At 66.6% G+C, this 13,563-nt stretch carries 12 protein-coding genes; 6 read left to right on the top strand and 6 right to left on the bottom strand.

Features of this window, described 5'->3' with window-relative positions:
* Both dnaE and FHS31_RS08740 read right to left on the bottom strand, forming a co-directional pair.
* Window positions 1-2,827, bottom strand: a 2,827-nt coding sequence (gene dnaE, locus FHS31_RS08745; protein WP_243843346.1) for a DNA polymerase III subunit alpha, incomplete at its 3' end; no start/stop codon positions are given.
* 114 nt (window positions 2,828-2,941) lie between these two features.
* On the bottom strand, window positions 2,942-4,267 hold the full coding sequence (locus FHS31_RS08740; protein WP_167072966.1) for a Tad domain-containing protein: 1,326 nt from the start codon (window positions 4,265-4,267) through the stop codon (window positions 2,942-2,944).
* 170 nt (window positions 4,268-4,437) lie between these two features.
* On the opposite strand from FHS31_RS08740, the gene FHS31_RS08735 reads away from it, so the two are divergent.
* Window positions 4,438-5,076: a TadE/TadG family type IV pilus assembly protein gene (locus tag FHS31_RS08735; protein WP_167072965.1), complete on the top strand. Its 639-nt coding sequence runs from the start codon at window positions 4,438-4,440 to the stop codon at window positions 5,074-5,076.
* Window positions 5,076-5,777 carry a TadE/TadG family type IV pilus assembly protein gene (locus FHS31_RS08730; RefSeq protein WP_167072964.1) on the top strand — a complete coding sequence of 234 codons (702 nt, stop codon included), beginning with the start codon at window positions 5,076-5,078 and terminating at the stop codon, window positions 5,775-5,777. The genes FHS31_RS08735 and FHS31_RS08730 overlap by 1 nt, the downstream gene beginning before the upstream one ends.
* A gap of 121 nt (window positions 5,778-5,898) precedes the next feature.
* On the opposite strand, the gene FHS31_RS08725 is transcribed toward FHS31_RS08730, so the two are convergent.
* Window positions 5,899-6,861: an energy transducer TonB gene (locus tag FHS31_RS08725; RefSeq protein WP_167072963.1), complete on the bottom strand. Its 963-nt coding sequence runs from the start codon at window positions 6,859-6,861 to the stop codon at window positions 5,899-5,901.
* Between the two features lie 147 nt (window positions 6,862-7,008).
* Between FHS31_RS08725 and argJ the strand changes: the two genes are divergently transcribed.
* Together argJ and FHS31_RS08715 are read left to right on the top strand one after the other, a co-directional pair.
* Window positions 7,009-8,232, top strand: coding sequence for a bifunctional glutamate N-acetyltransferase/amino-acid acetyltransferase ArgJ (argJ, locus tag FHS31_RS08720; protein ID WP_167072962.1), 1,224 nt, complete (start codon window positions 7,009-7,011; stop codon window positions 8,230-8,232).
* Entirely contained in the window at window positions 8,232-9,032 is an 801-nt protein-coding gene (locus FHS31_RS08715) for an inositol monophosphatase family protein (RefSeq protein ID WP_167072961.1), read from the top strand. The genes argJ and FHS31_RS08715 overlap by 1 nt, the downstream gene beginning before the upstream one ends.
* 25 nt (window positions 9,033-9,057) lie before the next feature.
* Here FHS31_RS08715 and FHS31_RS08710 read toward each other — a convergent pair whose 3' ends face one another.
* Together FHS31_RS08710 and FHS31_RS08705 are read right to left on the bottom strand one after the other, a co-directional pair.
* Entirely contained in the window at window positions 9,058-9,882 is an 825-nt protein-coding gene (locus FHS31_RS08710) for a hypothetical protein (RefSeq protein WP_167072960.1), read from the bottom strand.
* 5 nt (window positions 9,883-9,887) lie between these two features.
* Complete coding sequence (locus FHS31_RS08705; RefSeq protein WP_167072959.1) at window positions 9,888-10,574, bottom strand: uroporphyrinogen-III synthase; 687 nt, start codon at window positions 10,572-10,574, stop codon at window positions 9,888-9,890.
* Window positions 10,575-10,665: 91 nt separating this feature from the next.
* Between FHS31_RS08705 and tsaD the strand changes: the two genes are divergently transcribed.
* On the top strand, window positions 10,666-11,697 hold the full coding sequence (gene tsaD, locus FHS31_RS08700) for a tRNA (adenosine(37)-N6)-threonylcarbamoyltransferase complex transferase subunit TsaD (protein ID WP_167072958.1): 1,032 nt from the start codon (window positions 10,666-10,668) through the stop codon (window positions 11,695-11,697).
* Window positions 11,698-11,806: 109 nt separating this feature from the next.
* A complete protein-coding gene (locus tag FHS31_RS08695) occupies window positions 11,807-12,784 on the top strand; it encodes an NAD(P)H-dependent glycerol-3-phosphate dehydrogenase (protein ID WP_167072957.1) in 978 nt (325 codons plus the stop codon).
* Between the two features lie 132 nt (window positions 12,785-12,916).
* Here the strand turns inward: FHS31_RS08695 and FHS31_RS08690 are convergent, their stop codons facing one another.
* Window positions 12,917-13,453, bottom strand: a complete 537-nt coding sequence (locus FHS31_RS08690; RefSeq protein WP_167072956.1) for a J domain-containing protein — start codon at window positions 13,451-13,453, stop codon at window positions 12,917-12,919.
* Window positions 13,454-13,563: the final 110 nt, after the last annotated feature.

Raw genomic sequence — 13,563 nt, 5'->3', positions numbered from 1 at the left:
GGGGCGGTGTTGGGGTGTGGGGGCGCTGCGTTCGCGGGGCCCCCCCCCCCCCCCCCCCCCCCCCGCCCGCCCCCCCCCCGGCCCGCCCCCCCCCCCCCCCCCCCCCCCCCCCCCGCCCCGCGCCCCCCCCCCCCCCCCCCCCCCCCCCGTCGGGGGGGGGGGGGGGGGGGGCGCCCCCCATGCCCGCGGGATCTCGCGCGAGCTCTACTGGCCTGGCGGACTCCCCCACCCCAAACCCCTCCCCTGAAGGGGAGGGGCTTACTAGCTCCACCGAAAACTCCGCCTCGCTGCGATTCACATCGGGCGGCAGCAACGTCACCCCCGATCGGCGGATATCGTCCACCCAGATGCAGAGCTTATCGGTCAGCGCCATGTCGTAACACATAGAAGCGGCGTAGAATTCCGCCTTGTGATGCGCCTTCAGCCAGGCGGTCTGATAGGCGAGCAACGCATAAGCGGCGGCGTGGCTCTTGTTGAAGCCATAGCCCGCGAACTTGTCGATCAGATCGAACAGCTCGTTGGCCTTGGGCGCCGCGATCCCGTTCACCGCCAGACAACCCTCGACGAAGCCCGCGCGCTGCGCGTCCATCTCGGCCTTGATCTTCTTGCCCATCGCGCGGCGCAGCAGATCGGCCTGGCCCAGGCTGTAGCCGGCCAGCACCTGCGCCGCCTGCATCACCTGTTCCTGATAGACGAAGATGCCGTAGGTTTCCTGGAGGATGCCCTCCAGCAAGGGGTGGGGAAATTCGATGCCCGCGCGGCCGTTCTTGCGGTCCCCGAACATCGGAATGTTATCCATCGGGCCCGGCCGATAGAGCGAGACCAGCGCGATGATGTCGTTGAAATTGGTCGGGCGGACGGCGGCGAGCGTGCGGCGCATGCCCTCCGATTCCAGCTGGAACACGCCGACCGTGTCGCCCTTCTGGAGAAGCGCGTAAACGGCGGGATCGTCCCAGGTCAGCGCCGCGAGATCGACCTTCTCGCCGCGATCAGCAAGGAACTGCACCGCCTTCTGCAGCACCGACAGCGTCTTGAGGCCGAGGAAGTCGAACTTCACCAGCCCGGCACCCTCGACATATTTCATATCGAACTGGGTGACGGGAAATTCGGAGCGCGGATCGCGGTAGAGCGGCACCAATTGATCGAGCGGCCGATCGCCGATCACCACGCCCGCCGCGTGCGTGGAGCTATGGCGCGGCAGGCCCTCCAACTTCATCGCCAGATCGACGAGCCGCTTCACCTGCCCGTCATTCTCATATTCGTAGCGGAACTCGGGCACCCCGCCCTTCTGCAGCGTCCGCTCCAGCGTCCAGGGATCGGTCGGATGGTTGGGGACGAGCTTGGCGAGGCGATCGACCTGGCCGTAGCTCATCTGCAGCACGCGGCCGGTATCCTTGAGCACGGCGCGCGCCTTCAATCGCCCGAAGGTGATGATCTGCGCGACATGATCGGCGCCATATTTCTGCTGGACGTAGCTTATCACCTCGCCACGCCGCGTTTCGCAGAAATCGATATCGAAATCCGGCATCGACACGCGCTCGGGATTGAGGAAGCGTTCGAACAGCAGGCCGAGCGCGAGCGGATCGAGATCGGTGATCGTCAGCGCCCAGGCGACGACCGAGCCTGCGCCGGAGCCGCGCCCCGGTCCCACCGGAATATCCTGCTCCTTCGCCCATTTGATGAAATCGGCGACGATCAGGAAATAGCCCGGAAACCCCATCTGGATGATGACGTCGAGCTCGAATTCGAGGCGATCCAGATAGGGCCGGCGCCAGTCCCCCGAAGCTCCCTCCCCGTTCGTGTCGAGCGAAGTCGAGACACGCTCGCCCTCACCGGCCGCAGTACGTCCCTCGACTTCGCTCGGGACGAACGGACGCTGCTGGTTTTTTCGTAGCCCCTCGATCCAATCCAGCCGCGCCTCCAGCCCCGCCCGCGCATCCCGGCGCAGCAGCTCCGCCTCGGCATCGCGATCGCCGGCCAGGCTGGGCAGGATGGGCTTGCGGCTCGGCGCGGCCACCGCACAGCGCTGCGCCACCACCAGAGTGTTGGCGATCGCCTCGGGCAGATCGGAGAATGCGGCACGCATCGCCTCGGCCGGCTTGATCCAGCTATCGGGCGACGAGCGCGCGCGATCGTCCGATTCGACATAGGCCGAGGCGGCGATGCACAGCATCACATCGTGCGCGGCGTGGAAATCGGGCTCCGCGAAGCAGACCGGGTTGGTGGCGACCAGCGGCAGATTGCGCGCATAAGCGAGATCGATCAGGCTTTCCTCGGCCTGCGCCTCGATCGCATCGCCGCGCCGCGCGATCTCGATATAGAGCCGCCCCGGGAACAGGGCTTCCAGCCGATCGAGGTAGGCTTCCGCCGCCGCCCTCTGCTCGCCCGCCAGCAGCCGCGCCAGCGCCCCATCCGCAGCCCCGGTCAGCGCGATCAGCCCCTCGCTCCGCCCGATCAGCGCATCGATCAGAACATGCGCCTCCTCATGCTGCGGCCGATCGAGATGCGCGGCGGACACCAGTGTGCAGAGATTGTCATAGCCCTGCATCGTCTGCGCATAGAGCGGCAGCCAATCGATCGTCGGAGCTTTTCCCTCCGGCGTCCCCGGCCGCGCCACCGCCAGCAAGGTGCCGACGATCGGCTGCACCCCGGCCTTCTTCGCCGCCTCGCAAAAGGCCATCGCGCCATAGAGGCCATTGCGGTCCCCGATCGCCGCAGCGGGAAAGCCGAGCGCCTTGGCGCGCGCCACGATCGCCTTGGGATCGATCGCGCCTTCCAGCATGGTGTAGGCCGAGAAAATACGGAGCGGGACGAAACCGGAAGCCATGCCGTTCTTGTAGGCGGTGGCGCGAGGATGGGAAGCGGCGCGCGCCGACCTATCCACAGCTTAGATGGGGCCATCCGGAGAGGCGCCCTCCCAACTAGCCCCGGGCCGGTGGGGTTACTGGGTTAGCCGGGCGGTATTGAGGGTCGATGCGAAGAGCTTCTGCATCGCCGCATTCAGGGCCGGCCCATCGGTGGCCTGATAATAATAGCTCGCATTGGTCGCGCAACTCTGCATGTTCGGCGCGAATTGCGAGACGATTGGGTCTATCAGCGCAGCGTAGGCAGCCTCATACCCCTGCGTCTGGTCATTTTTGTTATAGATCGGAAGATAGGTAGTGTAGATGGTGCCCACAGTCGCCTTCGCCTTTAGGCTGGTGCAGTTGTCGGGCGAAAAAACGGACATGCAGTGGCCCGTATAGCATGAACCAGGGACATCCCCCGCCGCATCTGTGATGATGAAGACATAGTTCTTGGGGCTTGCAGCCAAAGCTCCGGAACCGTTAGTCGGAATATAGGAATTGAAAGCGGACAGTTCGTTGGGAAAGTCCGTATCGCCGGTGCCGCCGGAATTGTTGTTGCCTAGCGTGATGTTGCCGACGAGAGTCGTAAGCGTTGCGTAATCCGCCGTCGGATCGCTGATCTTGGTGATCTTCTGTCCAGTGGTCGGATCGGCGCTGACGGTGTATATGCCGATCTTGATATTCCGTGCCTGGCCGGAGGCGTTCTTGGCATCGTTGATGATCGTCTGGATCGCTGAGATCGCTGCATCGATGCGCAGGTTGATGCGCGGACTGATATTGTGCGCGAGATACTCATTCGAATATTTGTCGCCGCCTTGCGCAACATGGCAGCCGAACACGCATCCAGCATTCCCGTTGGCCACGGTACGGTTGTAAAGGGCAGTCATGTCGGCCTGTGTCGCCGCGACGCCCATCGACTGTGAGATGTCCACCATGATGTAATAGTTGATGTAGGTGGTCGGGTTCGCGGTCGCGCTTGCCTGGCCCGAGACGACGATCGTCGGCAGTCCGAAGATCGAGCTGAAGTAGGTCGGCATGGCGTAGCTGTAGGAGCCGCTCGATACAACGCCACCGGAGGCGTTGGGAACCACGGTCAGGGTCGGCGTGATGTTCAGGCCCAGCTTGCGGGCATTGCCCTGAAAAACGGCCACGCCATAGCTTTGCAGCCAGCTAAGGTCACCGTAGCCGGCGCCCGAGGCCGCGGCGGTCTGCGAGGTGGATGCGATCACGGCGGCGTCGATGCTTTTGTCCAGCGTGCGCTTCAGATAGCTGGCGTAAGCGTAATCCGTGGCGAAACCCGTGATCGTGACGAGAATTGGTGTGGCCAAGCCGATAAGCAAGAGGACATTGCCGCGCTGATCGCGACAAATCCTGCGAAAGAGCGCGCCGAACGGGCGAATGATCCTTTCGAAAAAGCGCATAGCCATGTCTCAACGTGCCCGGTCCAACAGGTCGGATACAGGCAAGGCCTTAACTTTGTGTAGACAGATGGGGCTGTATAGCCGCGCGAATGTTGGGGCAAAGGGTCGGCGATCTTGCGGGCACACATGCGCGGCGGGGCATCATCATGCGGAAAGGTCGGGTCGAACCTGTGATCCCGCAGCGTGCGGCCGGTGGGCAAGCCCGTACCCGGTCGGGAATCGGTCGCGACGACAGTGGGGCCGCCGCGCTCGAGTTTGCGCTGCTGGCGATCCCTTTCTTCATGCTGTTGATGGGCATCATCGAGATCGGCCTCTATCTTGTCGTCAACCTCAATCTTTCCAATGCCACGGCGGTGGCCGCCAGAAAGATTCGCGTGGGTTCTACGGTCGCGACCGGCAATGCCACGACGCAGAGCAATGGTGCGACGTTGTCTCCCGCCGATTTCAAAGCCTCTCTTTGCGCGAACATGGTAATCCTTCCGCTGGCGACCTGCACTGCGAACGTCCAGCTGGATCTGCGCACGCTGACGTCCTACACCAACGCCAGCATTCCCAATCCCGTGAACGGCAAATCGTTCAGCACCACGGGTTTTTGCTATTATTCCGGCGTTCCAGGCCAAATTGTCGAGATCAGAAGCTATTATCTGTGGCCTGTCGTCACCCCTCTTCTTTGGGCGACGCTATCCGGCATAACGAACAGCAGCATCAGCGGCGTCTCGACAGCCGGCCATTGGCTGCTGGCTTCCGCAACTTATGTCTTCGTCAACGAACCCAACGGCTCCACGATCAATAATGGATCGAGTTGCTGATGCAATGGGTCGTATGGCCATCGCTATCGAACCGTGGCCTCGTCGCACGTCTGCTCCGGCATCAGGCGGGCACGTCGTTGGTCGAATTCGCCATCACTGCTCCGTTTCTGATCATATTGCTGCTCGGCAGTATCGATATCTATCCGCTGATATTGGCCAAATCGAAACTCAACCAAGCGACGCAAACCTCAGGCGATCTTGCGGCCTCCTTCAGCCAGATACAGCAGTCCGATATTCAGAACGTCTTCGCCGCCGCATCGCAAGTGATGCAGCCGCTGCCGACGGACACTCTCATTCTGCGGATATCAAACATTTATTCGGATGGCGCGGGGCACGCGAAAGTCTATTGGAGCTGTGGCCAAGGCAGTCTCACGCCGTTCACCCCTAACGCGCAGGTCACCACCACACCCAACGGCACACCGATCGATACTTTGATCTATCTATACAATACGAGCTCGACCCATAATGGAACGAACACGAGCTTCATCATGGTGGAAAGTTCCTACGTCACCAATCCGCAAGCGGGCTTCATTATCAAAACGCCGGTAAACCTGGTCGGAACGGCCTTTTATCTGCCGCGGCAATCAAGCTACGTCGGCCCCTGGGACGGCACCTACAACAACCAGCCAACGCCGCCGACGATGGCGACCACGCAGCAATCCGTTACTGTGGGTAATATGGTCTGCAATTTCGAGGCTTGATCGGGCCTCGGAATGCGGTCGGCCGATCGCACGCGCACCAACCCGTCAGATACCGTCACTAAACGGGCGTGAATAACGTATACGGCTTGTGGTCAGCGTCCCTGCCGCCAAATGAACCGGGCTATTTCGCCGGCGGCGTCCAGCTGAACGTCCCCGTCTCGATCGATCGGATCGGCTTGCCCGCGGCATCGCGCGCCGGTTCATAGCCGCCGCGCGCGCTCAGGATGCGGCAGGTTGCAGCGTCCAGCGCGGGTGAACCGCTCGATTTTTCGATCCGGCAGGATTGTACGCAGCCGTCCTCCGCCACCTCCCAGATCGCGGTGGCGCTGCCCGCGCCCGTGGCGCCCTGCGGGTAATCGGCGGCGCCGATCACGACGGGCGTACGGGGATGGGCCTGGCTCGGCCCGGGCACGTTGGCGGCAGCGATCGCCTTGGCGCGGCCCTCGCGCGTGGCGACCAACTCGCCGACGGCGGGCGCAAACGTCCCATGCGGATAGGCCTGGAGATAGGCTCGATAAGCCGCCACGCTGTTGACCTTGAGCGCCTGCAGATAGGCGCCGATCTCCGCCTCGCCGGCTTGCTCGTACGGCGCCGCACCGCTGGCGAACACCGGGCGGCAGAGGAACAGCGGCGATCCTTTGGATTGCGGCGTGGCGGCGACAGGGACCGGCGCGGCGGCAGGAATCGGAGAAGCGGGCGGCGCGACGGGCGGTTCGATCGCGGGCGGCGGTCCGGGTTCGGCGGGCATCGCTCCACCTTCGGCCTGCGGCGGCGCCCCCGGTTCGGGCGGCATCGCCTGCGGCTGCGGGTAGCCCTGCTGAGGCGCGGCCTGCTGCGGATAGGCGGGGGCCGCCTGTTGCTGCGGGTAGGAAGCCGCGGGTGGGCGCGACAGCACATAGCGCGCCTGATCGCTGTGCGGACCCTGCGGATAGCGGCGCAGATAGGTTTGATAGGCATCCGGCGTATTGTTGCGCACCGCACCGTCCCACAGCATCTGTTCGAGGCGATCGGTGCCGCCTTCGGCCTGCGGCGGCGGGGCTGGCGGCGCATATTGCGCCATCGCGGCCTGGGCCGAAACGCACATGGTTAATCCAAGTAAACCCTTGATATAACGCATACAAACCCCACTCCCCAGCAGCCGTTCATAGCGAAATGGCGGCTTCCCGAAAAGCTCGGTTCGTCGCAACAGCCCGGGCTGGCGGAGCGGGGGCGGGGGACGTAGAGGGTCCGCATGACCGATATCTCGCCATTGGCCTCACCTTTCCCTGACCTTCCGCCGATTTCCGGCGTCCGCATCGCCGTCAGCCGCGCGGGCTACAAGGCGTGGGACCGCGCCGATCTGACTTATGTCGCGCTGGACGCGGGCACGGTGGTGGCGGGCGTCACCACGCAGAGCAAATGCCCCTCGCCCGAAGTGGAATGGTGCCGCGCCGCGCTGCTGCTGGGCGAAGCGCGCGCGCTGGTGGTCAACGCCGGCAACAGCAATGCCTTCACCGGCAACCGCGGCCGCGCCGCGGTCGAGGCGATCGCCGCGCGCGTGGCGGGCTCGGTCGGCTGCAAGCCGTCGGGCGTGTTCGTCGCCTCCACCGGCGTGATCGGCGTGCCCCTGCCGATCGACAAGGCAGAAGCGGGCATCGACGCCGCGCTCGCCGCGCCCGAAGCGAGCTGGCAAGAGGCCGCCGCCGCCATCTCCACCACCGACACCTTCCCCAAGGGCGCGGTGACAACCGCGATCGTCGGCGGCAAGACAGTGACGCTCGCCGGGATCATCAAGGGATCGGGCATGATCGCACCGGACATGGCGACGATGCTGGGCTTCGTCTTTACCGATGCCGCCATCGCGCCCGGCCTGCTGCAGCGGATGCTCGATGAGGCCAATGCCGAGACCTTCTCCTGTATCACCGTCGATGGCGATACCTCGACGTCCGATACCGTGCTCGCCTTCGCCACGGGCCGGGCAGGCAACGCTGCTCTCGCGCATGAGGACGATGCCGGCGCCGATGCCTTCCAGGCCGCGCTCACCGATCTCTGCCGCCAGCTCGCGCAGCTCGTCGTCCGCGATGGCGAGGGCGCGCGCAAATTCATCACCGTCACCGTGGAGGGCGCCGAGACCGACCGCAGCGCGCACCGCATCGCGCTCTCCATCGCCAACTCGCCGCTGGTAAAGACCGCGATCGCCGGCGAGGATGCCAATTGGGGCCGCGTCGTGATGGCGGTCGGCAAGGCCGGCGAACCCGCCGAGCGGGATAAGCTCGCCATCCGCTTCGGCGCGACGCAGGTTGCCGAGAACGGGCTCGCCGTGGAGGGCTATGACGAAGCGCCCGTCGCCGCGCACCTGAAGGGTGATGAAGTGGAGATTGGCGTCGATCTCGGCCTGGGCGATGGCCGGGCGACGGTTTGGACTTGCGATCTGACCCACGGTTACATCTCGATCAACGCCGATTACCGCAGCTGATGCCCGTCCACCCGCTCGACGCCCCGGTCACCGCGCTGATGCGCGCAGTGGCGCGCGATATCGTGCTGCCGCACTTCCGCACGCTCGGCGCCGAGCAGGTGATGGAGAAGGGGCCGGGCGATCTCGTCACCGTCGCCGATCGCCTCAGCGAGGAGCGGCTGACCGAGGGCCTGCTCACGCTGCTGCCCGAAGCCCGCGTTATCGGCGAGGAGGCCGTCGCCGCCGATCCGTCCCTGCTCGACGGCATCGATCAGGGTCTCGCCTGGATCGTCGATCCGATCGACGGCACCGCCAATTATGCGGAAGGGGTCCAGCCCTTCGCGATCATGATCGCGCTGGTCGCCGATGGCGAGACCCAGGCGGGGTGGATCCTCGATCCCGTGCGCGATCGCCTCTGCCACGCCCATCTCGGCCACGGCGCTTATATAGATGGCGAACGCACTGTCGCGCAGCCTGGCAGCACGGTTTTGCCGACCATCGCGCTGACCAAATTCTATCTGCCGGCCGAGATGCGCGCCGCCATCGCGGACCGCCTGCCGGGCAAGCTAATTGAAACCGCCGTGCCGCGCTGCGCCGGCGAGCAATATCCGCGCATCGTCACCGGCGAGAGCGACATCGCCTTGTTCTGGCGATCGCTGCCCTGGGACCATGCTCCGGGAGCCTTGTTCCTGACCGAAGCCGGCGGACGCATCGCCCGCTTCGATGGCAGGCCCTATCGGGTCGGCGGCGAAGGCAACGGCCTGATCGCCGCCGCCAGCCCGCAGCTCTGGGATCAGGCGCGAGAGATTCTGATCGGTTAAACCCCTCTCCCGAAGGGGAGGGGCTTTACTGGCTCACCCCCACCGCCGGACCAGGCCTCAGCAACGCCGCCGCCTCGATCCGATCGAGGGCGTTGCGCGCCATCACGTAGCGGCGCGCTTTCTCCATCCAGTCGGCGGCCTTGGCCGATCCCGGCATCCGCGCCACCTCGGTCATCGCGATATTCACCTGGCCCTGATCGAGTGCATGCGCCGCGCGCGCCTGGCGATCGCTGGGCAGCATCGAAGGCTGATCGGCGCGGCGGATCACGAACAGGCCGCCCATCGCGCGCTTGAACCCCGACCAGAAGCCGGGCGCCGCCGTCGGCACCTCCAGCTTGGATGCGAGCGCGCCGAGTTCATCCTGCAGCTGGATCAGCAGCACCGGCCGCTGCGCCGCGCCGATGATCGTCGCCACCGCCTGCGGTTCGGTCCCGCCGAAATGCTGGCGGAGCAGTCCTTCGAGATAGCCAAGCGGCAGCCCGCGATCGAGCGCGCGCCGCGCCGCTAGCGCAACCAGCATACCTTCGGCGCGATCGGCATCGCTGCTCGCCGCGGCGGCGCGCTTGTCAATCGTCTCGACCTGCTCTTCGATCGTATCGACGCGGTCGGTCAGCGCGGGGTCCACGGTGGCGGGCGCTGCAGACACGGGCGCGGGAAGCTGGGCGACAGGTTGGGCCTGCACAGGAGCAGCGACCGGCACGGGCCGCACCAGCGTGCCGATCCGATCCCAGTGGCGGATCGCATAAGCGCTGAGCACGACGCCGCCGACGAAGGCCAGCAACACCAGCGCCACCCAAAGGCCGAAGGGCGATCGGCGCGGCTGCGTCCGGTAATAATCCCCCTCGTCCATCCTGCTTATCCGTCCAAACCTGTGGCCGCTTCCTCGCACAGCTTGGCCGCGACTGCCAGCAGCGCTGCATCGCGCGGCCGCGCAGCGACGGCGACGGCGGCCCAGCCATCCCCCACCCTGTCAGCAGCGGCGGCGCTGATGGCGGCGATCGCGATATTGGCGCGGGGCGCGCGCGACTCGTCGATCAGGCGCGCGAACAGGCATCCCGCGTTGGGTGAATGGATCAGCGCGACGCCATCCGCAGGGAAAGCGGGCAGATGCTTTACGGGTACCGAACGATAGACGATCACTCGCTGTAAATGGATCTCGGGATCGGCGGCATCGCGATGCACCTCGCCCGCAAGGTGGAGTGCCCGGCGGACGCCGCCATCCCGCATCGCGGTCAAAAGCGCCGCCGCGCCACGCGATCCGACATAGGCGACACGAAAACCCGCCGCCCGCGCCGCCGCCGCCGTCGCCTCGCCCACCGCATAGACGGGCAGATGCGCTGCCTTCGCCAGCCCGCTGCCGCCCAGCCGCACGGCATTGGCGCTGGTCAGCATCAGCGCATCGAAGCCGCCGGCGGGCATGTCCCAGGCGACGGGCTCGATCGTGAACAGCGGCATTGCCATCGCATCAAGCCCCATCGCCCGCGCCGCCGCCACGGTCTGCGCCGCGCCGGGCTCGGGGCGGAGCACCAGCAGCGTCTTCATGCCGCAAACAAGCCAAGCGTCTCCATCCCTTGCCTGTGCCGCACGCCGGCCCCGGCTTGCAAGCCGTGCCGCTTCCGGCGCAGGGAGAGCGATGATCATCCTGGGCCTCGAATCCTCCTGTGACGAGACCGCCGCCGCGCTGGTCACCGCCGATCGCCGCGTCCTTGCGCACAAATTGGCGGGGCAGGAGGCCGCGCACGCGCCCTATGGCGGCGTCGTGCCGGAGATCGCCGCACGCGCGCATGTCGAGGTGCTGACCCCGCTGGTCGAGGCGGCGCTGGCGGAGGCGGGCGTCGGCCTCGCGGACGTGGACGCGATCGCCGCCACCGCCGGCCCCGGCCTTATCGGTGGCGTGATGGTCGGCCTCGTCACCGGCAAGGCGCTGGCGCTGGCGGCGAACAAGCCGCTGATCGCGGTCAACCATCTCGAAGGCCACGCGCTCAGCCCGCGCCTCGCCGATCCCGATCTCGATTTCCCTTATGCGTTGCTGCTCGTTTCCGGCGGCCACTGCCAATTGCTCGAAGTCCGCGGACCGGGCGACTATCGCCGCCTCGCCACCACGATCGACGATGCCGCGGGCGAGGCGTTCGACAAGACCGCCAAGCTGCTCGGCCTCGGCTTCCCCGGCGGCCCGGCGGTGGAGCGCGCAGCGGCGCAGGGCGATGCCAAGGCCGTGCCCCTGCCCCGCCCGCTCGTCGGCAGCGCCGAGCCGCATTTCTCCTTCGCGGGTCTCAAGAGCGCGGTGCTGCGCGCCGCCGAATCCGGCCGTTATTCGCCGGAGGACATCTGCGCCTCGTTCACGCAGGCGGTGGTGGATTGCCTGATCGATCGCACGCGGCGCGGGCTCGCGCGGATGGAAACGCCCACCGCCCTGGTCATCGCCGGCGGCGTTGCGGCGAACAGCGCGATCCGTGGCGCGCTCAAAGGCCTCGCCGACGAGTTCGGCCTGCGCTTCGTGGCGCCGCCGCTGTGGCTGTGCACCGACAATGCCGCGATGATCGCCTGGGCCGGCGTCGAACGCTTCTCGGCCGGCCACACCGATTCCCTCGATACGCCGGCCCGCGCCCGCTGGCCGCTCGATCCATCGGCCGAAAAAGCGCGCGGCGCAGGAGTGAAGGCATGACCCCTCCCCCGTTCGCCCTGAGCCTTTCGGAGGGCTGTTTTTCTCTTACGGCTCCAAAGAAGGACGGTGCCTCGACAAGCTCAGCACGAACGGTTTGGGGGAAGTGCGCATGAGGATCGGCGTCATCGGTGCTGGTGCCTGGGGTACGGCGCTCGCTCAGGTCGCGGTCCAAGGCGGGGCGGCCTGCCTGTGGGCGTTTGAGCCGGATGTGGTACGGTCGATCCGCGAGGAGCAGGAGAACACACTCTATCTGCCCGGCATCCCGCTTTCGCCGGCGATCCGCGTCACCTCGGATCTGGCCGATCTCGCAGGATCGGATGCGCTGCTGGTCGTCACGCCCGCGCAGCATATGCGCGCCATCCTCGCCGGCGCCCCGGTCGGCACGACGCCGCTCCTGCTCTGCGCCAAGGGCATCGAGGCAGGGAGCATGGCGCTGATGTCCGAAGTCGCGGCGGAGGTATGCCCCGAAGCGCCGATCGCCGTGCTCTCCGGCCCCACGTTCGCCGGCGAGGTCGCGGCAGGCTTGCCGACCGCGATCACGCTCGCCTGCGAGGATGCGGCGCTCGCCGATCGCCTGGCCGAACGCATCGCCCTCCCCCATTTCCGCCCTTACACCTCGCACGACGTGATCGGGGCGGAGGTCGGCGGCGCGGTCAAGAATGTCCTGGCGATCGGCTGCGGCGTGGTCGAGGGCGCGGGGCTGGGGCGGAACGCCCGCGCCGCGCTGATCGCGCGCGGCTTCGCCGAAATGAGCCGCTTCGGCCGCGCCCGCGGCGCCGATCCCGCGACCCTGGCCGGGCTGGCCGGGCTCGGCGATCTGGTGCTGACCTGCTCCTCCGAACAATCGCGCAACTTCACGTTGGGGCTGGGGCTTGGGCGCGGCCAATCCGCCGCAAGCCTGCTCGCGGATCGCCGGACGGTGGCCGAGGGCGCGGCGACGGCGCCGGTGCTGGTCGAAGCGGCACGGCGGGCGGGCGTCGATATGCCGATCGCGCAAGCCGTGGCGGCGCTGATCGCGGGTGAGATGACGGTGGAGGAAGCGATCGGGGCGTTGCTGACCCGCCCGCTGAAAAACGAAGCCCAGTAGATCCTCCCCGGCGCGGGGAGGTGGCAGGCCGCAGGCCTGACGGAGGGGGCTATTTGCCCGGCGTCGCGGCCAATCGTTAGCCCCCTCCACCATCCTTCGGATGGTCCCCCTCCCCGTTCCGGGGAGGAATAGTCAGACAGCGGCCGCCCGACGCTCCTCGGCCTGGCGCAGCACATCATACGCCGCCTGCACCGCGCGGAATCGTTCCGCGGCGTCCTTGTCGCCGGGCTTGACGTCGGGGTGGTTGGCCTTGGCCAGCCGCCGCCACGTCGCCTTCACCTCTTCGAATTCCACGTCCGGCTCGAGATCGAGCACGTCCAGCGCGCGCATCTCGTCGCGCGATCGGCTGCCGTCGCCGGAGCCCGCCCATTTGTAATGCTGCGATGTCCCGAAGCCCGAGGCATCGCGCCGCTCGTCCGCCTCGCGCGCGGCGGCTTCCTCGGCATCCAGGCCTTCGAAATAATTCCAGCCGCGATTATATTCGCCGGCATGTTCGGCGCAGAAATACCAGCGTTCCGGGCTGTTGGGGGATTTGGGGGCGGGGCAATCGCCGGGCTGATCGCAGCCATGCCGATCGCACATCCGCACCTTGGCCGCGCCACTGCCTTCCGAGCCGTAGCCGCGCCAGCGGGGAAATCCCCAATCGTTCGATCTCGAAAAGCGCGTCATGCCGCTCCCATAACGTCGGACGACGCCATCCGCCACGCGCGGATTTCCGGCGGGCAAAAAAAAGGCCGGTCATCGGACCGGCCCGTTTTAGTTGGGAGAGGATGCCTGAA

It is taken from the genome of Sphingomonas vulcanisoli, from assembly GCF_011761305.1.
GTDB classification, from domain to species: domain Bacteria; phylum Pseudomonadota; class Alphaproteobacteria; order Sphingomonadales; family Sphingomonadaceae; genus Sphingomonas_I; species Sphingomonas_I vulcanisoli.
This window is presented reverse-complemented; position numbering and strand designations above follow the sequence as displayed.

What these genes read in the sequence shown, in the direction of transcription:
- FHS31_RS08715 (WP_167072961.1), top strand. Translation starts at nt 8,232, where the DNA reads ATGCCCGTCCACCCGCTCGACGCCCCGGTCACCGCGCTGATGCGCGCA.
- FHS31_RS08710 (WP_167072960.1), bottom strand. Translation starts at nt 9,882, where the DNA reads ATGGACGAGGGGGATTATTACCGGACGCAGCCGCGCCGATCGCCCTTC.
- FHS31_RS08690 (WP_167072956.1), bottom strand. Translation starts at nt 13,453, where the DNA reads ATGACGCGCTTTTCGAGATCGAACGATTGGGGATTTCCCCGCTGGCGC.
- tsaD (WP_167072958.1), top strand. Translation starts at nt 10,666, where the DNA reads ATGATCATCCTGGGCCTCGAATCCTCCTGTGACGAGACCGCCGCCGCG.
- argJ (WP_167072962.1), top strand. Translation starts at nt 7,009, where the DNA reads ATGACCGATATCTCGCCATTGGCCTCACCTTTCCCTGACCTTCCGCCG.
- FHS31_RS08705 (WP_167072959.1), bottom strand. Translation starts at nt 10,574, where the DNA reads ATGAAGACGCTGCTGGTGCTCCGCCCCGAGCCCGGCGCGGCGCAGACC.
- FHS31_RS08740 (WP_167072966.1), bottom strand. Translation starts at nt 4,267, where the DNA reads ATGCGCTTTTTCGAAAGGATCATTCGCCCGTTCGGCGCGCTCTTTCGC.
- FHS31_RS08730 (WP_167072964.1), top strand. Translation starts at nt 5,076, where the DNA reads ATGCAATGGGTCGTATGGCCATCGCTATCGAACCGTGGCCTCGTCGCA.
- FHS31_RS08725 (WP_167072963.1), bottom strand. Translation starts at nt 6,861, where the DNA reads ATGTGCGTTTCGGCCCAGGCCGCGATGGCGCAATATGCGCCGCCAGCC.
- FHS31_RS08695 (WP_167072957.1), top strand. Translation starts at nt 11,807, where the DNA reads ATGAGGATCGGCGTCATCGGTGCTGGTGCCTGGGGTACGGCGCTCGCT.